This window comes from Sphingobacterium bambusae, assembly GCF_033955345.1.
Lineage (GTDB): Bacteria > Bacteroidota > Bacteroidia > Sphingobacteriales > Sphingobacteriaceae > Sphingobacterium > Sphingobacterium bambusae.
On the sequence record NZ_CP138332.1, the window covers coordinates 2,060,781 to 2,084,427 of the forward strand.

A 23,647-nucleotide genomic window follows, 5' to 3' on the forward strand; every position below is an offset into this window, starting at 1 on the left:
TCTTATATTTTTTTATGAATATCTATCTCTATTATACTTAATGTACCCTTCGCATCTGCATCGTTACGCGCAACACCATCGTCCAGTTTCTTTCCCCCTACTTCGGCATGTTTGTTTTCAGCGGCGACATAGGAACCTCCCTTAAGCTGTATTTTAACGCGTCGGCCTCGCACTGTAGGAAATGATAACGTGCAGTAACCCAAAGTTGTCTCCGTATCGCCATCAAACACCAATTTATCGTCTACAAATACCTGTAAAGGATAGGATCGCGATCTAAAATTATTCAATTTTAAATCGATCTCGTCGATATCACCTATCTTTTCCAACTGATATTCGATCCAGGCGGTTTCCAATTTCCCGTCGTTCACCCAATCCGACAGCTCATTATCATCGCAGGAAGCCGCGGCCCTATCGGCGTTGGCACCCGCTTGAATCTTTGCGATAGCGCGTGTCTCGCGTGTTAACTTCAACTTAGGTTCATGAAGCCCTTTACCTCGATCAAGGTTGGATGGCAATCCTATTTTGGAAGACTTCAAGAACAGTCCCTCCTGCTCCTCCACAGGTGATACGGACCATTGCACTTGATCAGGGATCAATCCGTTTGCTTGCGCTTTCAGCTTAACCGCTCCCGCAACTCCGTATTTCGTCCGTAGCAGCACCCTATTCACACCACATTCTACAGGAATAGATTGCGCGAGGATATAGTTATTAGGTCCTTGTGCAATACCGCCCCGCCAATCCATAGGTCCATCGAAAGAAAAATCAACCATGTTCGTCGCAGTAGGGCAACGACGACCTTCCTTATCCAGTACCTCTACGTCAACAATCACCATATCGTTCCCATCCGCATAGAGTCCATTTTCACCATGCCGATAATGTAATTTTAGTTGATATGGTTCCCCTGCCGTACGTAATATCCGTTCATTCAGTAGTCTCCCTGTTGCGTCAAAAGAACGTGCTTTCAACTCTCCCTCCACAAAGTCGATTGCAGGAAAAACAAAAAGGAACTGTGCCGAACGCACCCCTTCGGCTTGCCGCACACCATTGACAAGAAGTTCCACCCGTTCGCCGGCACTGATCACCTGTACATCTTTTTTTGTGCCAACGGGATAATTCCAGTGCCCCACGATGTGCAGTCCTTTAGGATCGGGATCCACCCAACCATCCCACATCACCTGATGTGCGTAAAAGCCGTCCTTTGGCAGGCGCATGGCATCTACCTCGCCACTTCGGCGGTAGTTTTCCTGTCCACGGTAATGGGTGTTGGAATCAGAGAATATGATATTCAGCCCACCGGAACTTACCCGGCGGCCTGTCCCGGGCCTAACGCGCCAATATTCCCACCAGCGGCGTACCGTTTCCACGGCGTGTTGATCTTGGTTTCTGTTATAATCGCTCGCATCATTTCCCTTGTAGAGGGGGCCCTCTCCTTCTTTATGAAAAGGATAGCTATGCTCGTCCCAATATTTACGTAAGCCTTCGTCGCGCATATACTCCGTGGCTATCATAGGGTGTTTCGCGCTTTTATTGATATAGAGCATTTCGCCGCCATATTCGGCCAGCTTGCTATCCAACATCTCACGCGAGCCAATTGCTCTTCCTCCCTGCGGGTCGTATTGATCACGGATCTGCTTCATCTCGGCCATATGGGTTTCGGAGATCGATTCATTACCGCTTTCGTAAAACAGCACACTGGGGCTGTTACGGTAATAGATAATGGCGTCGCGTATAAGTTCCTTACGCAGCTCCCATCGTCGCCCTTCGACATCTTTCTCGGCATCGCCGGCAGGCAACATTTGCAGGAGTCCAACCCTATCGCAAGATTCTACATCTTGCCGCCACGGTGTTACGTGCATCCAGCGTACCAAGTTCGCATTGCTTTCCACCATCAGCTTATTGCTAAAATCACTGAGCCAAGGGGCAACAGCCAACCCTACTGCAGGCCATTCGTTGCTGGTGCGCTGTGCATACCCCTTCATCATTAAGACTTGGTCGTTTAAATAAACCATGCCTTGCTGAAAGGCAGTTTTGCGAAAGCCCGTCTTAGTATCGACCACATCAACGGTCTTTCCAGCCTGCTTGAGCGTGGATCGAACAGTGTATAGGTAGCCATATCCCCAGTTCCAAAAGTGCACATCACCTAATCTATCGGTGGCCTTAACGACCTTTGTGGCGCCTGCCGCTAGGTCAAACCCAGAAGAGAATGTCTTGACCAGACGATTGTCTGCATCAAATACTTCAACCAACAGCTCGCCTACCTTCTTTTCGGAGGTCTCGTTACGCAGCTCAGACTCCACATGGAGATCAAGGGTTTTCTTTTGAATATTGATATGGTTACCATATACATAGACCCCTTGCGTTCCCAAATTGGAATACAGCGGTAATGTTTGATAAAGCGCTTCCTTAACATGTATCCATACGTTTTTGGGGATGCCTCCATAGTTTGCGTTGAAGTTTTTATCATTCCATTGGTAGGTACTATTGCTTACCTTTTCCCGATAGTTCCAGCTGTTATCGGTGCGCACGGCCAGCACATTTTCAGCATCTTTGCGCAGGTGCGCAGAAATATCTAGCCCAAAGGCCATCACCCCATTTTCATGTCGTCCGATAAAATGACCATTGAGGAAAAACTCTGCCCCATGCCTAACGCCTTCAAACTCTAAAAACACCTTGTCCTTACGCAGCTCTTTGGGCAAAGTAAATTTCTTACGATACCACACTACGGCAGTACTATGCTCATGGATGGGCTTTGCGAATGCCTCCTCTTCGTTCCAAGCATGCGGCAAGGTTACCACTTTCCAATCGGTATCGTCGAAATCTGTCGTAGATGCTGCCGGCAGATCGCCAATATGTAGGCGCCACGCCGCATTGAAACTGTAGGTAGCATGTCCCTGTGCGTCGGCTAACAAAGCTTCTGCGCAGAGTAATAGGACAATCAGATATTTTGACATAGCTGACATGAGCTTAGTGAGGCTTATCTTCCAATAATTTGTACAACTCGGTTCCAGCAAGCAGAAAACATCCCAAACCATAGTCCTCAAAATCGGGCACCGTAGCAAAGCCTAGCGGCTGCCCATCCTTCGGTTCTTTACCTGTTCCTTGCACATAGCCCAAGAAACCCGAAGGGTGCACTGCTTCATTCAGCATCGCCTGCCAAGCCTTTTCTAAGGCTGGGCGATAGACCGATGCGTCTAAAATTCCTTGATTGATGCCCCAAGCCATGCCGTACACAAAAAGTGCAGTACCTGATACTTCGCGCCCACCGAAATTGGTCGGATCATGCAGACTTACATTCCAAAAACCATCCTGCCGCTGCGTTTTTAGTACGCCTTCCATCAGGTCTTTATAATCTTGTAAGTATAGCGCCCGGTGCTTCTCGTCTTCTGGGATAAGCGAAAGCACACGAACCAAGGCTGCAACGACCCAACCATTACCGCGCGACCAATAACAGTCTTCGCCATTAGGCTCCTGGTAAGGCGGTACAAAGTCGCGATCGCGCCACCATAGTTTGTCCTTCGCATTGTACAACCCGCCACCTTCTTCATTTTTAGCATAGCTGTACATACGGTACATGTAATCAAAATAGCGTGGATCATCAAACATCACTCCTAGCTTCGCGAAAACTGGCATGGCCATTTGAATGGCATCGATCCAGGTCCAATCATCAACTTTACCCGAATCCATTACAAAGTCTATATTCTTTTTAATTCCAAGAACTCTTTCCTCTTGCCTATCCAATTCATAGAGATCAAGATAAATCTGTCCACAAGCTTGATCATCTGCATTACGAGTTTCAAGCCCATTCCGCAAGCCCCATTGATGTTTGGTGCCCCAATCTACCGCATAGTCGTAATAACGTTTGTCGCGGTCAATACTATACAGAGCCATAAGGCCTTCGTAATAAACGGCTCTTGTCCATATATTGCTAGGGCGCCAACGCGTCGTGTAGATAGGCTTCCCTGTATCCGGCCACTTTGCCATGAAATAAGCGTTTGTAGAGCGCAAAACGTCTAACACTTGCTGTTTGCTCGTTGTAGCCTTGTCCTTCTTTTGCTGCACTTGCGCAGCGCATGCTGCCGATAATGCCGCAATAAATAACATCAAACCAAATGACAGTAATCTTCCTCTCTTCATATTATTTTAGATCATTGCTTCTTTTAGAATAACCGCCCGTCCTTTAGCTAAGGCGCGAGCTCCTTTAGGTTTACTGGATAAGTCACCGTTACGATAATACCACATCATATGCACATAGGCAACCTGTAGCATCCTGTAATGCCGCCTCTAGCCTGTCTACCCGCACTTTAAACAAGAACTCACGCGTGCATCGATGGCCTTCCTTGAAGCTATTTTTTTAAAAATTTACCTAGCCCAATATTTTTATTTTCGTTTAGATAATTTGCGATTAAACTAGCATTGCGTTCGGCACCCGCCTTGATCGTGTGCGTTGCATCTTTGGCGCCAAAGTACTTTTCAGCGACCAGCGCTCTCCCTTCTTTTTCATATTGGGCGATTACCAAATCCTGTAGGGGAATGAAAAATGCAGATGACTGCACGGCAGCCTCCTGCGCCCAAGTAGCATAATCAGATCGACGAACCTGATCACCTTCCCAAGCATTCCGTGGTATTGGAGAGCAAATGATGGCTTTAGCGCCCTTGTCTTGCACATTTTTCACAAACCTTCGTAAGTAGAAACCATAGCTGTAGACCATTTCCTTTTGCTTTAACAAGGGATTATTGACCTCTTGGTAGGTATCTCCATTTCCCTTAATTGTACCCCTGGCGCGCAATGTATCTACAATGGGACTAGAGTCGTTATGCCCAAACTGCATGATTACGTAATCGCCCGGCTTAACCTGATCTAATACCTGTTGCCAAAGTTTTGGATTATTGTAAAACGTTCTGCTACTCGTTCCACCCAAGGCCCGGTTTTCAACACGAATGGACGAGGTATCAAGGTGTTCGGCAATAAAGCTACCCCAGCCCCATTGTCCGTTGCTGCCATCACCCCTACCGTTTTTCACGGTAGAATCACCAATTACAAACAAGGTAGGTCGATCTCGCTTGATACTGAATGCACAAGTTATGATCAAGCATAGGGCGACCAGCATCTTGGTCATCAGATTTCTTTTTATATTCATTATTTAATATACTGAGTCAACGGATGTTTTAAGGTTTGTAGTCCCGCTATAACGGAGGAAGCATTTTCCATGGCGCCATCATGATTTGTATGTGTATGGTCGCCGGGGAAGTATTTTTTCTTAACGAGATCTGCACCTATTTGCTCGTACTTGAGCGCGGTAATCTCGTTGAGGTCGACGAAAGCGACCTGCTCCTCTTCCGCAATTTGCTTGGCCCAAAGTCCAAAATCTTTATTTGCTCTCTTCACATGTCCCGCCTCGTCCCATTGATTACGAGGGATCATGGACAAGACAACCGGAATCACACCTTTCTTTTTCGCAGCCCTTACAAAGCGGCGCAGGTTCTCTCCATATGTTCGTACCACTTCCTGCTTACCATCTCCCCAATCCAACAGCAAGGAATCCTTTCCTATGCCGCGAAGAACGCCTCGATAACCTTGTTTAGTGGTATCGGGGGCGCTACCTTCATTATGCCCAAATTGGATGAACAGATAGTCGCCAGGCATCAACAAAGCATCTACACGATCCCAACGGCCTTCTTTTTGGAACGTACGTGTACTTCTTCCGGCCATGGCATGATTGGCCACGGCGATACGTGTGGTATCCAAAAATTCGGGCAATAGGCTTCCCCATCCCCAATACTGTTCGTTATTGTTACGAACCGTCGAGTCGCCAATTAAATAGATCGTTGGCTTGCGCTGCACCGTAAACGATAGCATGATTACGGCAAGTACTATTGTCACTATTACTTTTCTCATTGTTTGTTCATTACATATACGTTCTCTATCAGTTCCTATCCATATCGGCATAAAGAACCGCATCACGGTCACAGGAAAGCAGGCTTCCATCCCATTTCAATTCCGCCATTTGAATACTGCTTCGACGTTGTTCGTAGGTGTCTTTTCCCTGATTTTCCGGTGTTCTGCCGGGATGGGTAAAATAATAGATATAGGCCCTATCCTTCTCGACCACCACATCAGCATGCCCGCCGATAACTTGATCATCCTGCCCTTTTCCCGCTGTTGCCAAAATTAGCTCCGGTTGCTTCGTCCAATTCAACAGATCTGCAGAGTGATAGACCGCCAAGCCTTTCCATGTGTCCACGATCATCCAATATTTTCCTTTCCAAGCAAAAACTTTGGGCCCTTCGCCACGTGTAGCCAGTGCTTTTCCTTTATCTTCCCAGTGAAATAGATCTTTGCTATCGGCATAATACACCGATTTCCCATCTTTCTCATTGTTATACCACAATCGAAATCCGCCGCTGGGCAATGCCAAGACACAGGCATCGATTACTTTATCGGAAGACAGGGCTAAGGTAGACTGGTAAGACCAACGCATGAGGTCTTTGCTCGTAAAATGCGCTATACTTCGCGGATGCTGCCAATCTTCAAATACCCCGGGCACTATTGTCAAGTACATATGATAAAGACCTTTGTGGAAAAACACGTCCGGTGCCCACAGTGTTGGCGTGCTATGTGGCGCATCGAAGGCCGCATGACCTTCATAGTTCCAGTTCACCCCATCGGCCGAGCTAGCCACAGCAATGGAGGTGCCGTGCACCCAAGTTACGGCAGACAGTCCCTCCGACTTTGCTCGTCGATTGGTGTACAGCATAAACCATTTTTTCTTCTTAGCATGCCAAATCACGACTGGATCGGCGGCACCATCTTCCACCGGATCGCGGAACAACGGTTTTGCAACTTTGGTTTGTGACGCTCGCTCAGGATGTACGATGTCGACTTGCGGAGGCGATGGTTTATCCATGCCCGTCCCGAGGTAGTAGCCCGTATGTGGTGGCTGGTTGTAAGCAACATTTTGCCAAGCGATACTTAATCGGTATTGGGGATCGTGCATCAACGTATAAAGCCTGTGTTCTGTCGGGATTGTCGTGCTGTAAATACGCAACGACTGATTGTCATCGGCTCGGAGAATAAGTTCTTCGCGCCAATCGCCCAGTATATCGGCACTCAAATTGGGTGTACTTTTTGTACCGTTGATGGACGAAGCACCTTCCGCTCGAAAAATAACACCTTCTTTATACTTTTCTATATAGTTGCTATTCAACAGTTCTCGGCTAAGGTCAGCGTCCCACCAGATCAAGAAGTTTGCTGATCTGGGTGCAGAGCCAACTTCATTGCCTTTCATGTCATACAACGATTTAGATCCCAACCACCACATATACGCCCCTTTATGCTCGGGGTCTATATTCGCAGCAACACCGCGAGGTACATCTTGATCGATCGCTCCCTTAAAAAGAATATCTCCCGTTCGGGCGTCGCGCAAGGCTGCCCCAATACCTTTGCGACCACCTTTAAGCTCATGGATTCCAAACACCTCAAGTCCGGGCCTGTCGGGATCTAGGTCCGAAACGTGCAGCGCATCGCCATGCCCCAGTCCAGTGCTGTATAGTCCGGTACCGTCATCGTCGATAGTTATGGCACCAAAAATTATCTCGTCTTTCCCATCCTGATCCACGTCAGCAACCGAGAGATTATGGTAGCCTTGGCCTGAGTAAGGATGTTGCCTCTTCTCGGTATCAAACACCCATCGTAACTGCAGTTTTTTATCTTTAAAATCCCAAGCAGCAAGGGCGGTCCGTTCGTAATAGCCACGTGTCATGATCACGGATGGATGTTTTCCGTCCAAATAGGCAACGGCTGCCAAAAAACGGTCTGAACGGTTGGCGTTGGTATCACCCCAGCTGCGCAGATCACCCCGCATGGGTAGGTAATCTACGGTGCTGATTGCTGCACCAGTCAAGCCGTCGAAGACCGTTAAAAACTCGGGCCCCTCCAGTATTCGGCCGAATGTTCGCGACCGCGCGACAGTATCACGCCAGTCAGCCTTTGCGTCACCTATCACATTGCCCATCCCATCCTTTGTACCATCTGCCGTTTTACAAACCAGCTCTGCACGGCCATCTCCATCTAAATCGTAGAGCATAAACTGTGTGTAGTGTGCGCCCTCTCGAACATTTTTACCCAAATTAATTTCCCAAAGCATGGTACCGTCTAATTTGTACGCCTGAAAGATCGGCTCATCGGTAATCCCGTTATGGGCATTGTCATGTGCCCTACCCGTTTGGTGAATCACAATTTCATAAGCACCATCGCCATCCAGATCAGCAACAGAAGCGTCGCCAGGCGTGTAGCCACTAGGTGTGTGCAAAGGAATCTCCAAATATGGTTGAATGGGATCCTTGGCTTGCATCTTCACTGTCGCCAACAGGATCTCCTTACCTTTTATCAGTTTCATCAGCGTGTACTGAACATCTTTCTTGTGATCCACGCCGCTGTCCTGAAAATTTGTTCCTTGAAGCAGAGGTTTGTCGGCGAGTTTCACCATGGGCTCGCCCGGATACTGCCTATACAGGACAAATGCTGTTTCATAATCATCGCTCGCCAATAGGCGCCAGCTTAGAAAGCTGGATGTCTCTGAGGTTTTTAAGGCGATCAATCCACGATCAAGAAACTCGACCTGCCGTTGTGCCTGTGCCGTCCATGCCAGCATAAGGAGCGAGAAAAACAGGATGGCCGAAAAAGCGTTATGACGCGCGAAGGTCAGGAGGCAAACGTTTGTTTTCATCGTCAGTATTATTTTTTTACAACGGCTTTACCATTCACTTGCACCTTGTTCAACTGGAAATCTGCGATGTATTCCTGCTGTATTTGAGCGCGTTTGGATGCATTTACGGTCATGTTATCAAATGTAAAGTTGGAGAGCTTATATTGATCAGACTTGTCAACGTCGAATAGGATATCGCAATCCAAGGTGATATTCTTCAAGGTAATATGTCGTGCATACGACAACTTGATGTCTTTCTCGCCTTTCAGATCAAAAAACTGCGTCCAAGGCTTAACAAACAGCAGGCTGTTGGCGTTGCCGGTTATATTTTCAATCAAGATATGCGCATACTCCTGCGGGGTGTCCGGCCGCATTTTTAGCTGCAATAATTTCTTGGCTTTGTCCAAGGTGTTATTTCGGAAGATAACATTATAGCTGTGGATGGATTCACTGCCGCAGGTCAACGCACTATGACAAAAGCCGAATGCGCAATCTTCGATGATGATATTGGAATTTGCACCGTTATTGGGATCTTTATCCGCACGCGGCCCTTTGCCTCCTTTAAGTGCTATGGCATCGTCGTTTACCGAAAGGTAACAATTTTTGATCAATACATTCTTGCAGACATCAAGATCTATGGCATCCGAGCTAGGCGCTTTCACCGGCTTTTCCGGCGCGGTAATCCGTAAGTTCAACAGCTTCAGATTCTCTACCTTATAATAGTGCGAGGTCCAAAATGGTGAATTTTTCATATGTATACCCGATATCTGCACGTTTTTGCTATTGGAAACATACAGTACTCGCGGCCGCATTTCATCCATATTGGTGCAGTTTGGATTAAATGCTCGGCGTAGCCAAAAAGCCTTCCAATAGCGTAGCCCATTCCCATCCAAGGTTCCTTTTCCGGACACGGTAAATCCGTCCACCTTATCGGCATTGACCAAGGCCGAAAAATATTTTAGCGTTTGTCCTTCCATCCGTGTTAGTTGTAGCGCAAAATCAGCAATATCATCACTACCCTTTAACACCGCACCTTCTTCGAGGTGCAAATGTGTCTTCGCCTTAAAAAATAGAGATCCACTAAGGAAAGTACCGCGCGGGATAACCACAACGCCACCACCAGCTTGATAGGCCTTATCAATCACGGCTTGGATTTTCTCGGTTTGCAGGATGGTACTATCTTGCACAATGTCAAAATCGGTGATCCGGTAAGACTTTCCTAAAGCCTGCAGCGTGGTGGTCTCCGCATTTTTGAACCAAGGCGAGACCACAGTTCCGTCTGGAAATAGATCCTGAGCTTTGACGTGTCCGTAAAAACAGATACATAGCAACATTGAAGTTAATATAGCGATTTTACTTTTTTTCATTATTCCTTTAATTGATGGTGTACAAGACAACATGTTGGTTTATTCTAGCCCTTAGGTTAGCACAAGAGCTAAATGGATGTTACATGCTTGCTAAGCTATCAAGTAAGTCAATTAAAGGCAACCTGTAGTGTCCTGTAGTCACTAGCACATTCTAGTTTTTGGGCATCTATCCGCTTCGCCAAGCGATTTTAATGCGTTTGTAAAAACTTCGTGATGAGCTCTGATAGGTTCTTGTTTTGCTTTTGTTAAGATCGACTACATTCCTACCTGCACCATCCTGTATCGGGAGATTCGCGGAGGGCCACTTTAATCCTTATTTTAGCTTCTGTTCGAAGCTATCGCTTCGAGCGATTGAAGCACCGTATAAACCATTTACCATGTCATACATCAGAATATTTGTCATTATCTTATGCATGAGCTCACTCAGCAGATCAGTGCAAGCGCAAGAACAAAGTCTAAAACAGGAACGCATCAAGGTCGATGCTCCTTTTCAGATGCCCGAAATCAGCATTCCGAATTTCGATCAGGCACCACGATTCAATATTATCGATTTCGGGGCCGTGGAAGGTAATAAAGAACGGATATCCGAGGCTATTGCGCAGGCGATTACCGCAGCCAATAAACAGGGTGGGACAGTGCTGGTTCCGGCGGGGACATGGATCACCAAGCGCATACATTTAAAAAGCAACGTCAATCTTCATCTCGCCAAAGGAGCGACACTACTTTTTTCCGGTCTACCGGAGGATTATTTGCCGGCAGTATGGAGCAGCTGGGAAGGGTTGGAATGCTATAACTACTCGCCATTGATTTACGCCTTTGAAGCAAAAAATGTCGCCATTAGCGGCGAAGGGGAACTCCGTGCAGAGATGGATACCTGGAAAAAGTGGTTCCCTAGACCGCAAGCACACATGGAAAGTATTAAACGCTTATACAATTGGGCGCAGGACGAGCTTCCCGTTGCGCAGCGCAATATGGTGAACGACACCTCCAACCTACGTCCGCAGTTTATACAGTTCAATCGCTGCGAGCATGTGCTGATCGAAGGCATCAAGATTCGCAACAGCCCATTTTGGACGGTACATCTCTATTTGTCGAAAGACATCGTTGTCCGTCACATCGACGTCTATGCACATGGGCACAACAATGATGGCATCGATCCGGAAATGAGTCAAAACATCTTGGTGGAGAATTGCATTTTCGATCAAGGCGATGATGCCATCGCTATAAAATCGGGAAGAAACCCGGAGGGATGGCGTTTAAAAATACCTTCTAAAAATATAGTCATCCGACAGTGCGAGGTACGTGCCGGCCATCAATTGGTTGCCATAGGCAGCGAGCTCTCTGGTGGAATAGAAAATGTATACGTAACGGACTGCCAAGTCACCCCAGAGGCGAAACTCATGCATCTTGTTTTTATAAAAACCAATGAACGTATGGGCGGATATGTCAAAGGGGTCTATTTCTCCAATATTCAGGCGCACAACCTACAGGACGGAATATTGGGCATCGATACCGACGTATTGTACCAATGGCGCACACTCGTTCCCACACGCTTAAAAAAGTTGACGCCCATTCAAAATATCAATTTAGCAGATATTCAAGCTAGCAAGGCAAAATTCATTGCTAAAATAAGCGGAAATGCAGATTTACCGGTAACCGATGTGTCATTGAAAAATGTACGTCTAAGCAACGTCGAAGAAGAGCCTATTCAAAATAAACATGTCAAAAACTTTCGCTACCTCGAATAACAAAAACAGCCCTTCATAAACATGAGGGGCTGAATCTTGACTAACCTAATATGAAAAAACTCCAAAATAGCAGAACAATAGGCTGATTGACAGGACGTAGGTATAGAAATTCTAGGTTTCATCCCTCCATTATATTCCAATTTCTGGAATAGCTTTATTTGGTATCACAGCGCAGGACAAGTATAGCTGATTATTTTAGGATGGGCAACCTGCACCATCCTGCGTCGTCATCGTCGAGCGTACTCGCTAGGTGGAAAGCCAAATTTGGCCTTAAAATTTTTCCTAAAATATTCCGGATCACTGAATCCGACCATGTAGGCAACCTCACTCACATTGAATTTCTTTTCCCGCAACAGCTGTTGCGCCCGCTTGAGGCGCACCTCCTTTATTAAATCGGCCATGCTATATCCTGTTAAGGCTTTCATTTTACGATATAGCTGGGCACGGCTCAACCCTATGGATTGGCAAACGCTGTCTATCTTTAAATTGGAGTCCGACAGGTTCTCTTCCACATAAGCCAATATCTTTTGTAGCAAGGCCTCGTCTGGTGAAGGCATATCGATCGGCGAAGGCTCGAGGGCGATTTGCTGCTTAAACTTATCCTGCATGCGAAACAGCGCCAACAGCTGGTTCCGTACCTTTAGCGCCAGTACAGGAAGATGGAAAGGTTTCACCATATAGTCATCGGCTCCCGTTTCCAGTCCTTCTATTTCAAATTCTACAAGCGTGCGAGCGGTTAACAGTATAATCGGAATATGGCACATCAAGATATCTGCTTTTACCTGTCGCGTAAACGAGATTCCATCAACCTTAGGCATCATCACGTCGCTGATAATTAAATCGGGCATCTGTTTTCTTGCGATCAGTAAACCATCCTGACCATTCGCCGCTTCCAAGATGTGATAGTCTTGCCGGAAGAAATTGGCCAAGTACCTGCGCATTTCCTCATTGTCTTCCACCAGCAAAAGTGTGCATCGACGGGGTAATACTGTACGTGTGGCGTCCCCGTCAACAGGCTTTGCTGTTGTTTGCTCCACAGAAAAATGTGGCGCATCGCTTTCTTCTTGTCCTACGCGGTCAATAGCTAACACGCCATCTCCAAGCGGTAAAAACAAGCGAAATACCGTTAGCTTATAACGCTCCGTGTACGGCCTACTTTCCACGGTCAACCTCCCACCATGCATTTCTACCAAAGATTTGCTATAGGTAAGTCCCAAACCGGAGCCACCAGCCACGGCGGATTTCCCTTGCAGAAAAGGTTTGAAGATACGATCCATATCCTCGGCAGATATGCCAGCGCCGTTATCGATAAATGCAATAACAAGCTGTTCCTCGATCTGGCGCACACGCACCTTAATCATTCCTCCTGCCGGCGTGAATTTTAACGCATTGGACAACAAGTTGTAGCATACTTTTTCGAGCTTATCTGCATCGATCGATAGCAGAGGAATATCCCCTTCACAGGACAACTTCAGTCGAACTTTCTTCTGCTTGGCCTCTTGTGCGAAAGAGTTGACAACATGCTCAACCAATAGCGTGACATCAGCCAGCTCGAGGTGTAAACGCTCGTGCCCCGTCTCAAACCGCCGGATATCCAACAGTTGATTGACGGTTTTTAGCAAGCGATTTCCATTATTTTCCATCGTCTGCAATTGCTCTTGTACTTGACCATTTTCTTTGCCCCAACCTTTCAGCTGTTCTATCGGTGAAAGAATAAGCGAAAGCGGCGTTTTTATCTCGTGGGAAATATTGGTAAAAAACTGAACCTTACTTTCGTGCAGTTCACGCTCTTTCTCATGCAATATCGCCTCATAGGCGAGCTTTGACTTCAATTTAGTATACCGACGGATCGCGTAGTAAAAAAGATAAAGCAGCAGCATGAAAACAAGGGCATACACCACATAGGCAGCTTTACTTGCCCATATAGGCGGTGCTACAGCAATAGCTAGCGTAGTGGGCGATTCCATCCATATGCCATCGCTGTTGGAGGCCTTCACCTTAAAGACATAATCCCCGGCATTAAGGTTAGAATAGGTTGCAACACGTTTACTCGCATCAGTATATATCCAGTCCTTGTCAAAGCCTTCCAACATGTACGCATATTTGTTTCCTGCCGGGTTTGCATAGTGTAAGGCTGCAAATTCCAAACTGATGCTTTTATCTTCATGTCGAAGGTCTAGTGAAGAACTCAAGTAGAGCGGTTTAGTAAGCACCACACGGTCATTCACCCGCTGATTTACTTCCACAGGCTGGTTTAGGATTCGCAACTCGGTGAGCAGCACTTTCGGAGGATTGTTATTGGTACGAATACTATCGGGAGAGAAATAACTTACCCCTTTGTTGCCTCCAAAATAAAGCCTATTCGCAAACTTGCTTTTATGGATCGCCCCTTCAGCAAATTCATTGCTTTGCAATCCATCCTGTTTTGAAAAAGTACGAATAGCAAAGGTTTTGCGATCTACTCTGGAGATCCCCTGTTTATGGCTGAGCCACACAAAACCTTTGTCATCCTCGGTGATACCCGCAATGGTACCTTTAGGCCAAAGGTCAGTCTGTTGCGAGAGATGCTTGATGTATCCGGTTTCTGGATCGTAATAATCTAAGCCATTCCCTGTTCCAATCCACACGCGATGGTCACTGTCCTCAAAAATATTGTAAATTCGGCTATCGCTAAGCGACGAAGCTCCTGTGCCCTGCTGCAGCTGTTTAAGCAGCGTCAATCCGTTAGCGTCTTTCTTTAAAATGGCGATACCTCCACCTTCCGTTCCCGCCCAAAGCTGTTCTTTACTATCTTCATAAAGATACCAAACATGTTCATGCGGAAGTAGACCCTGCACCGGAAAATGTACCATCGTATCCCTCGCTCTGTCGTATCTGAAAATGCCATTCCATGTGCCCAGCCATACATCACCCAATCGATCTTCTACAAAAGAGAACACGGCGATGTTGTCAAGCGATGGAATATCGATCCGGTTGATCTGGTCGGTCTTTGGATCATACCGATCGAGCCCTTTCTGCGTACCGATCCAAACCAAGCCCTTAGAATCGCAGAATATCCGCTTAACATAATTGCTTTTTATGCTGTGTAGATTGCTTGCATCGTGCTGAAAATGTCTGTAGGTTCCGTCTTTGGCGAGCACACTAATCCCTTTACTTCGGGTTCCAACCCAAAGGTTGCCCTTATTATCCTCGCCAATGGCTCGAATGGTATTTTCCAATAGGGAGTTTTTACGTTCTGGATGATGGTACATGTAGTGGAATGGTGTCGCATCCAAATAGCTCCGATTTATTCCATTACTGTACGTCCCTAACCAAAGAACATGTTCGTCATCCAAAAAAAGATCACTAACGTAGGCGTCATTGATAGACCATGGATTTTCGGAGTCCACCGTGTACACCTTTTGTTTAGCTGTTAATACATGCTCTTCCACCAAGGTCGTTTTGTCATTGTCCAAGAACCAGCGGCTATTGTTGTAGGTGTAGCTAACTTGCAATCGATGGTCACGTCTATTGATTTTGCCAGCTATTTCCCGAGGTATGGCCTTATTGGCAATTCGATCAAAATCGTCTGTCTCATAATTGTATCGACAGACAAAATTTTCGTCAAAGGTCGATATCCATATATCCCCTTTACTGTCTTTCAAAACATTATGAATACGGTTATTGACGATACTTTTAGGGTTGGAAGGTTCGTATCGATACACGCGAATACGGTAACCATCGTATCGACAAAGACCTGACCAGCTCCCAAACCACATAAAGCCATACTTATCTTTTGCTATGCCATGTATCGTACTATGGGGCAAACCGTTCTCGGAAGTGATATGGTCGAATTTCAGCCGTAGAAACTGTGCCTGACCGACAGCTGGGTACAGCAGCAGCAAGCAGCAAGTCAACATCAAGTAGAAATTTCGTAGTCTGTTTTCCCCGGTTAGCATGTACGCAGAAATTGATCGTGCTAAATGTAGACAAAAAGATCGAAAGATCGGGTTTTAGCGACCAAAAATGCGTTTTTCTATATCCAGAGGCAACATGATTCAATTTTAGGGGATGAATGAACTGATTTTATGGGACAGTTTAGCAACACAGACACTAGCTTTGAAAAGCTGTCTTTCCTATCGTGTTAGACATCGGGGTCAGCCCCAAATGAGGAAGCTAGTCAAATTACCTTCGTTAAACCTATTTGCAATTGTATGGAAACTTTAGTTTTTACGTCAAGCACACGTGCGACCAACAGTTTTGATTTGATCAAATCGATAAAAATAAATGACTTCTCGTCTACACCCAAGTACGTTCAACTTGCGGATGCGATTGTGGAAGCGATCAAAAATAAAATTGTGCAGGTCGGAGAGGCCTTGCCCTCCATTAACGACCTCAGTTATCATCTGCAAATTGCTCGCGATACCGTAGAAAAAGGGTATCGAAAATTACGACTCGAGGAAATTATAGCGTCTTCTCCTGGGAAGGGTTACTTTGTTGCTAAGGAGCAGGTCTTTCGGCTGCGCATCGCTGTCTTTCTCAACAAATTGAGTGCCCACAAAAAAATTGTTTATGATGCCCTCGCCAGTGAGCTGGGCGATCAGGCATCGTTGGATCTCTTTGTTTACAATAGCGACATTACGCATCTGCGTAACCTATTGCAGGGACTAGCACAGCCCTACGATCACTACGTGGTGTTTCCTTACTTCAAGGAAGGGAAGGATAAGGCGGCGGAAGTGCTCTCCAGCATCCCCACCGATAAGCTGCTCTTGCTGGGACGTGAAGTGGAAGGGTTGAACGGTGATTTTCCGGTGGTATGCGAAAACTATGAACGGGATATATACGAAGCCTTGGAGAGCATCCGAGAGCCCCTTTCTAAATACAACCTGCTGAAACTCGTTTTCCCCGACCATAGCGACTATCCCAAAGCCATCATCAAGGGATTCTACAAGTTTTGCCAAGAGTATGCCTTTGAGCACCTTTTGGTTGACCATGCTGGACGCGAGCATATCAAAAAAGGAACCTGCTACATTAACCTTGCCGAAGATGATCTTGTCTATCTGCTCGACAAAATCAGCGCCAAGAACTTGGCCATCGGCGAAGATGTGGGCATTATATCGTATAATGAGACGCCTTTAAAGAAATTTATCTTAAATGGTATCACTACGCTATCCACAGATTTCAAACTGATGGGAGAATATGCGGCGGCCTGTATTATGAATAATCTAAAAACTAGACTAGAAGTCCCCTTTTACACGGTACTTCGCGCTTCCGTTTGATGGAAACAGCATGCTACAAGGGGATAACATATCCACAGGATACGTCAGGATGCGGCTTATCCTGCGAATGTGTAGTTTAGCAAACTTATAAATCGATACCTCAAAACCTATGAATCTATATCGTCTATGCCTGCTTATCATCTTTTTAGGAGGATACGTCAGCCCTAGCCTAGCACAAGTTAGCAAACAGGTCCAATATCTTTCCGGGACGGACAATGAACATACCGTGGAATGGGATTTTTGGGTTACCGGCGGCAGAAAAGCAGGTAAATGGGATAAGATTGCCGTTCCCTCCCATTGGGAGCTGCAGGGATTTGGCGCCTACAACTACGGGAGGGACTATGTTACCTATGGAAAAAACTTTCAATTTCATGATGAAAAAGGCATCTACCGCCACAGCTTTCAGGTTCCTAAGAGCTGGAAAGGAAAGCGAATAGCGATTGTATTTGAGGGCTCGATGACTGATACGGAGGTAAAGATCAATGGGCAATTGGCCGGCGAAAAGCATCAGGGATCTTTCTACCGATTCAGTTACGATATCAGCGATAAGATTCTTGTAGGCAAGGATAACCAATTGGAAGTAACGGTATCCAAAATGTCGGATGACAAAACAGTGAACAATGCTGAGCGTTTGGCAGACTATTGGATCTTGGGCGGTATTTATAGACCTGTTTACTTGGAGGCCACACCAACGGCGCACATCAGCTGGACAGCTATAGACGCGAAAGCCAACGGCAGCTTCCGCAGCCAGGTTTACCTATCGGGAATAAGTCAGCCGGGCACGCTACATGTTGATTTGAAAGACAAAACGGGCAAGACCGTAGCGACAAAAACAGTATCCGTGGCGGCGGGCGACACGGTAAAATCTATGGAGCTGCAGGTCGATCAACCACAGCTGTGGACTGCAGAAACGCCAGACCGGTATGAGGCGCAGTTTACGCTCCGCAGCAAGTCTACCTCTCCCTACCTACACCACGAGCGCTTTGGATTCAGAACCATAGAGGTGCGAAAAGAAGATGGCATTTACGTCAACGGTGCCAAAGTTAAAATGAAAGGCGTAAATAGGCACGTGTGGTGGCCCGAGACAGGTCGATCGGTGAACAGAAAGTTAGACCTGCAAGATGTAAAGCTGATCAAGGAAATGAACATGAACGCTGTCCGCTGTTCACATTATCCGCCGGATCAGTCGTTTCTAGAAATCTGTGATTCACTAGGTCTTTATGTTTTAGATGAGTTGGCGGGTTGGCAAAAAGCCTATGGAACATCCGTAGGGAAAAAATTGGTAAAAGAGATGGTTATTCGTGACGTCAACCATCCGTCCATTATCCTTTGGAGCAACGGCAACGAAGGTGGGCATAATAAAGAATTGGTGGATGAGTACCGCAAATACGATCTATCGGATCGGACAGTTATCCATGCACACCACCGCCCAGGCAATGAAATCAATGGTATCGACTGTAACCACTATGAAGATTACTATTCGACAAAAAAAATCCTAGAAGGACCTAATATTTATATGCCTACGGAATTTCTGCATGCGCAGGATGATGGGGGCGCAGCCGCAGGTTTAGCAGATATTTGGGAACTGCACTGGAATGCCAAGCTGGGCGCTGGTGGCTTTATTTGGGACTTTGCAGATGAAGGTATAGTACGGACGGACTTCAACAATACCATCGATGTGAACAAAGTAAACGCTCCGGATGGAATTCTAGGGCCACACCGAGAGAAAGAAGGTAGTTTCTTTGCCATTCGCGAGATATTTTCGCCTGTACATATCAAGATGAAAAGTTTAGCGCCAGATTTTGACGGCCGTATTCCTTTAGAGAACCGGTATCACCACACCAATCTACAGGCTTGTCAATTTACCTACAAACTGGTCAATTACCAACGTCCTTATGCCAACTTCGCAGGTATCGACAGCGCGCAAAGCCAAGTGATAATTAGTCCGGATATCGCACCAACAGCGAAAGGTCAGCTCCATCTAAACCTACCCCAAGATTGGAAAAACTATGACGCCCTGTTGCTAACAGCGATTGATCAACATGGGGAAGACATCTATACTTGGTCTTGGCGGATTAAATCAAACGCAAGCATTCTCGCAGATGTACTACCTTTACAAACCGCAACAACAGTAGATTTGCAAGAGGATTCGGCAAATTACATGCTAAAAGCAAATGGCATCAGCGCATTTATTTCTAAAAAAACCGGTCTTTTAGCCGAGTTGGCCAATGATTACAGCATGAAGCTATCCTTTCAAAACGGCCCCGTGCTGGTGGATGGGTCAGCCACTTTAAAGTCATCCAAGCTGTATAGTGATGGCAATAAAAGAGGCATAGCATTCTTCTACGAGGGAAGCCTAGATTCTGTCCGCTGGACAATGCACCCCGACGGATGGCTACAGCTGGAGTATGCCTATCAAAGTAAGGGCAATGTGCCTTTTGCTGGTGTAAGCTTCGATTTTCCGGAGAACTATGCGATCAGCGTGAAATGGCTCGGCAATGGACCATACCGCGTGTGGAAAAATAGATTGCAAGGTGTTACGCGCAACACTTGGGAAAATATGTACAACGATTCCAAAGCAGGAATTGGCCCATGGACCTTTCCAGAATTTAAAGGTTATTTTTCCGATGTCAGCTGGATGCAGTTCAATACTACACAGGGAAAATTTCTAGTAGCGACCGCGCAAGAGGATCTGTTTGTTCGCCTATTTGACTTTTATGGAATATCTGGGCCTAAAGGATACCCTGCGCTACCGACGGGCAATATTTCATTCTTAGATGCCATACCGCCGATAGGCACTAAGCTAGCGATGGGAATCAATAGCAAAGCAGCCGTAAACGGCCCTGCGGGCGAATTGACGGCACTGAACAGAACGATATCAAGAACATTGTATTTCTACTTTGGCTTACCGAAGGGAGAGAAAGAAAATACACAATTTATCATGCCTAAAGTGAACGTGTTAACCGACTAGTTGGTACCGACACTGCGCAAGACTCTTAGTTTAGTTAGTTTATGTCTTGGGATGGTGGCCGCCAGGCACACCATCCTTTGTCTTTTATAAGCATCGCGTGCGCAAATCGGCAATCGATACCATATGGCGTTACTTCAAAATTTCCGCCAAAAATAGCAAGGTATGTTGCCAAGCACGGTCAGCCATCAACTTATTGTATTCGGGTGATGCAGGATCAGTAAACGTATGCCCGGAGTTGGCATAGGTGATGAGCTGCCAATCTGCTTTCCCTTCCTTCAGTTCGGTTGTTAGCGCTTCCAAAATAGCCGGCGTTACCCCTTTATCTTCCGCAGGGTTTTCCACCAATATTTTTGCTCTTATAGGTGTATTGGGTCTCGCTTGATCTTTAGCCAATCCACCATGGATAGACACCACACCTTTGACAGGAAAATTTCCACGTGCAGCTTCCAATGCGCCCGTTCCACCAAAACAATAACCGATCACAGCAAGGTTATCGGCATCTGCACCAGCCTTCTTCAGCTCTTCCAACGCGAGTTGGATCCGATGTTGGTAAGCTGCGTAATCGGTTTTGTATTTGCCGGCGATCTTTCCTGCGGCAGCGTTATCTTTTGGCGTATTTCCTTCGCCATAAATATCAGCGATGAAAGCGATATACCCTTCTTTCTCTAAAGCGATAGCTGCGTCCTTGGCCTCCTGATCGATACCTTTCCAAGCCGGTAGAATGAGGACTCCGGGCCTACTAGCTCCTTTTGTCGCTGTTACCAATCCATGTAGTTTTTGTGTTCCATCGTTGTATGACACCGATTTTAACGCTTGTGCCGAAACACCCGCCCCCATCCCTAAGAGGCATGCTATAATGAGAATCTTGTACATATATAATAATCTATTACCTAAGGGTAGTAACGTCCGTTTGCTGGGATTGTTTTGTGGCATGTAATTTTTCAAGCGACATAGCGGCTTTCGCAGGCAAGACCCGTTATTCCAGTACGCGATAGACAATGGATTTACCGTCCAAGTTTGTTTTCTCAATAATGCCATATTCGCTAAGCACCCGAAGGGTACTGTAGGTCGTTGCCCAAGAGACAGGCTTAACGGATCTTAGATGCATCCAAAATGCCCCTACATCCCGAATACATTTGGCGTCACACACAGCCTCGACAATCCAAATACGTTTTTGGCTTATTTTCAGCCCTTTTTCCCGCATCCTTGCTAAGATATCTTTTTCCATATGGGTTAACTCATGTATACAAAGGGAGGTATGATCGATCATGCCTCCCCTTTGGATAGTTTACAAACTAATTCTTGTCACAATATCGCCATCCGGATCATTTGATGGCTTTGGTGTCTCGCCTTTCTTAGGCCGACCTCCTCCTTTCGCTTTGTTGCTTACAAAAGCATTTCCCGCCGGATCAACGACCACCGTATTGGGGAGTGATCCCGTTTGTATTTGCTGTACAACACTATAGTCAGCAGCGTTAATAACGGTTACCGTTCCTGCGCCGCGGTTGGCGACAAACACGCGATCTTTAACGGAACTGTAGCTAATGCCTAGAGCACCTTCTCCTGCCGGAATTGTCTGCAAGAGCTTACCACTATTAGCATCCAGTACGGTCACGTTAGCCGATCCTTGGTGAGCAACAAAGAGGTGGTTTCTTTTGACATCGAGCGCAAGATTAATCGCCCGCTCGCCGCCTGTTGCAAAACTGTCGATCACCGCATCATTCTTCAAATCATAACGTAGCACTTTATTTTTAACGATGCCATACAAACGATTTTTGCCGGGATCTATCGCGAGTCCAGTGGCGCCTGCAACTCCAGAAAGCATATGGCTAAAGGTATTGGTCTTTCCGTTGATAGCCCAAATGCCAGCTTTCACATCAGAAACGTAGATCATATTACGACCTTCGTCCACCAGCACCTCACGCGTATGGCCACCTTCTTGTCCATTCGTAATGGTTGCAAGTGTTTTTTTGCTTTTAATGTCTATGGCTATAACAGCACCTGCTCGTGTTCCTGTTCCATACAACGTTTGCGTTTTCTCGTTAATGCCAAGACCAAAGGCTCCAGACTCCAAGGAGATGCTGTCTGTTACCTGCAGACTATTTGGATCGAGCTGGAAGATCGTGGGCTTCTCGGCATTTCCGCGTGTTGTAGCCACATAAACCGCATTATTTTTGCTGTTGAACACCAGCTCATAAACGCCGTCGCCAATCTTAGTAGATTTTTTAACCGTCTGCGCATTTCCTGTTATTGCTACTCCGCAGGTGAGCGCTAAGGCTATGCTGTATATATATTTTATATTCATATCAATTTATCGTTTCTGTTTAAATCCGGATTACTTTTACTGCAAATTGCTTTGAGGGGATAGACGTGCCAATCCTTGTATGGCGCTCATGCCGGTGACGGTAATTCCTTTTTTTGCTGTAGCGGTCTTAGGGTCGATCACGTAGACCGCTGGTTGCGCGTTGCTAGCAGTGATCCCCAAATAGGCTTTCCCATCCGATGTAAAAGGCCAACCGATACCATCAATCTCGCTAGCAGCAGGGATACCTGTTCTGATCCACGTAAATTTTTTCGTGCTCATCTGTACGATAGCGTATTGGCTAGCCGGTTGCTGCCCACCAGCCACGCCCACTTCATTGTACATCTCCAATAAGAAATAGTCTTCAGCAACATGCCATACACGTTTGAAGCGGTAGCCTTGCGAAGCGGTTTCGATGTCGAAGTAGTAGTTTGCATCGAACGCATCCGAGCCTTTCGAAATCAATAGCGCTCCAGCCTTCTTTGTGGTGGCCGCTGCATGGGATCCGGAAAACACATAGGTGTTCCCCGTTTCGTCATTGGCGATGTGGGAGTAACGTGCCGAGCGGAAAGTACCTGTAGAATAGCTCAAACGGCTGTCGCGGTAAATAGCTTTGACATTTAGGTTTTCATCCAGCTTTGCTGCATAAACGCTATCGACGCTTGCCGTTTGCCCCGTCGGAGCCGAGAGCATAACGCCCACAAGAAACTCTTTGTTTCCAGCATCCACAACACCCGTCAGCTCTGCCGTCCGGTTGCCGATAAAGTTTTCCGTAACCACGGACTTCTCGATAATCTGGTTACTGTTTTCGGTGTCGATGTAGTAATAAATCACCCCTGTTTTTGTGCCACCGTCCACGTTAAGGGTTCGCCCGCTTCGAGATGCAACCAAGTATTTATCAAAGGCACCGATTGTCGTGAACCCAACAGGCAAGACGAAATCACCATTGGTACGCAAAACACCGCTATTATTCAGCTGGTATACTACGCCTGGCGAAGGATTTCCTTGCTGATAATTTAAGGACATGACGGCAGTCGTTCCGTTGTATACAAAACGATTGCCTGTGGTGGTGGATTCGATGGCAGATCTTGTATCAACGATGGTATCTTTTTCTAAATCGTCCACCACAAAGGTGTATGAAGCTTCGTCCGTTTGAGCCGATATAAAGTAACGATCTGTCGATCCATTGTTTCCGGTATCAGGTGTACCGTTATCTTTACTGCAACCTACAGTGGCCAATAAGGCAAGGCTTAGTACCCAAGCATTATTCTTTAAATTATTCATTTTTCTTTATTT

At 46.4% G+C, this 23,647-nt stretch carries 14 protein-coding genes; 3 read left to right on the top strand and 11 right to left on the bottom strand.

Features of this window, described 5'->3' with window-relative positions:
- Positions 1 to 2: 2 nt before the first annotated feature.
- The 6 genes from SCB77_RS08750 to SCB77_RS08775 all read right to left on the bottom strand — a co-directional run bounded on the left by SCB77_RS08750 (position 3) and on the right by SCB77_RS08775 (position 10,072).
- The gene (locus tag SCB77_RS08750) at positions 3 to 2,951 is read right to left on the bottom strand and encodes a sugar-binding domain-containing protein (RefSeq protein ID WP_320186050.1); all 2,949 of its coding nucleotides are present in this window, start codon (positions 2,949 to 2,951) and stop codon (positions 3 to 5) included.
- Positions 2,952 to 2,964: 13 nt separating this feature from the next.
- Positions 2,965 to 4,134 carry a glycoside hydrolase family 88/105 protein gene (locus SCB77_RS08755; protein WP_320186051.1) on the bottom strand — a complete coding sequence of 390 codons (1,170 nt, stop codon included), beginning with the start codon at positions 4,132 to 4,134 and terminating at the stop codon, positions 2,965 to 2,967.
- A 209-nt stretch (positions 4,135 to 4,343) separates the two neighbouring features.
- Positions 4,344 to 5,138 (bottom strand): rhamnogalacturonan acetylesterase, encoded by a 795-nt coding sequence (locus tag SCB77_RS08760; RefSeq protein ID WP_320186052.1) that lies wholly within the window; start codon positions 5,136 to 5,138, stop codon positions 4,344 to 4,346.
- Positions 5,138 to 5,896: a rhamnogalacturonan acetylesterase gene (locus tag SCB77_RS08765; RefSeq protein ID WP_320186053.1), complete on the bottom strand. Its 759-nt coding sequence runs from the start codon at positions 5,894 to 5,896 to the stop codon at positions 5,138 to 5,140. Before SCB77_RS08765 ends, SCB77_RS08760 begins: the two co-directional genes overlap by 1 nt.
- 28 nt (positions 5,897 to 5,924) lie before the next feature.
- The gene (locus SCB77_RS08770) at positions 5,925 to 8,726 is read right to left on the bottom strand and encodes a rhamnogalacturonan lyase family protein (RefSeq protein WP_320186054.1); all 2,802 of its coding nucleotides are present in this window, start codon (positions 8,724 to 8,726) and stop codon (positions 5,925 to 5,927) included.
- A gap of 8 nt (positions 8,727 to 8,734) precedes the next feature.
- Positions 8,735 to 10,072: a rhamnogalacturonidase gene (locus SCB77_RS08775; RefSeq protein ID WP_320186055.1), complete on the bottom strand. Its 1,338-nt coding sequence runs from the start codon at positions 10,070 to 10,072 to the stop codon at positions 8,735 to 8,737.
- A gap of 377 nt (positions 10,073 to 10,449) precedes the next feature.
- Here SCB77_RS08775 and SCB77_RS08780 point away from each other — a divergent pair, with 377 nt between their 5' ends.
- Positions 10,450 to 11,820 carry a glycoside hydrolase family 28 protein gene (locus SCB77_RS08780; protein ID WP_320186056.1) on the top strand — a complete coding sequence of 457 codons (1,371 nt, stop codon included), beginning with the start codon at positions 10,450 to 10,452 and terminating at the stop codon, positions 11,818 to 11,820.
- 227 nt (positions 11,821 to 12,047) lie between these two features.
- On the opposite strand, the gene SCB77_RS08785 is transcribed toward SCB77_RS08780, so the two are convergent.
- Positions 12,048 to 15,719: a two-component regulator propeller domain-containing protein gene (locus tag SCB77_RS08785; protein ID WP_320186057.1), complete on the bottom strand. Its 3,672-nt coding sequence runs from the start codon at positions 15,717 to 15,719 to the stop codon at positions 12,048 to 12,050.
- A 294-nt stretch (positions 15,720 to 16,013) separates the two neighbouring features.
- On the opposite strand from SCB77_RS08785, the gene SCB77_RS08790 reads away from it, so the two are divergent.
- Together SCB77_RS08790 and SCB77_RS08795 are read left to right on the top strand one after the other, a co-directional pair.
- Positions 16,014 to 17,078, top strand: a complete 1,065-nt coding sequence (locus tag SCB77_RS08790; protein WP_320186058.1) for a GntR family transcriptional regulator — start codon at positions 16,014 to 16,016, stop codon at positions 17,076 to 17,078.
- A gap of 109 nt (positions 17,079 to 17,187) precedes the next feature.
- Positions 17,188 to 20,049, top strand: coding sequence for a glycoside hydrolase family 2 TIM barrel-domain containing protein (locus tag SCB77_RS08795; protein WP_320186059.1), 2,862 nt, complete (start codon positions 17,188 to 17,190; stop codon positions 20,047 to 20,049).
- Between the two features lie 129 nt (positions 20,050 to 20,178).
- On the opposite strand, the gene SCB77_RS08800 is transcribed toward SCB77_RS08795, so the two are convergent.
- The 4 genes from SCB77_RS08800 to SCB77_RS08815 all read right to left on the bottom strand — a co-directional run bounded on the left by SCB77_RS08800 (position 20,179) and on the right by SCB77_RS08815 (position 23,635).
- Complete coding sequence (locus SCB77_RS08800; protein WP_320186060.1) at positions 20,179 to 20,922, bottom strand: dienelactone hydrolase family protein; 744 nt, start codon at positions 20,920 to 20,922, stop codon at positions 20,179 to 20,181.
- Positions 20,923 to 21,025: 103 nt separating this feature from the next.
- Complete coding sequence (locus tag SCB77_RS08805; RefSeq protein ID WP_320186061.1) at positions 21,026 to 21,277, bottom strand: transcriptional repressor; 252 nt, start codon at positions 21,275 to 21,277, stop codon at positions 21,026 to 21,028.
- 60 nt (positions 21,278 to 21,337) lie between these two features.
- Entirely contained in the window at positions 21,338 to 22,354 is a 1,017-nt protein-coding gene (locus SCB77_RS08810; RefSeq protein WP_320186062.1) for a YncE family protein, read from the bottom strand.
- A gap of 36 nt (positions 22,355 to 22,390) precedes the next feature.
- Positions 22,391 to 23,635 (bottom strand): DUF4374 domain-containing protein, encoded by a 1,245-nt coding sequence (locus tag SCB77_RS08815; protein ID WP_320186063.1) that lies wholly within the window; start codon positions 23,633 to 23,635, stop codon positions 22,391 to 22,393.
- Positions 23,636 to 23,647 lie beyond the last annotated feature (12 nt).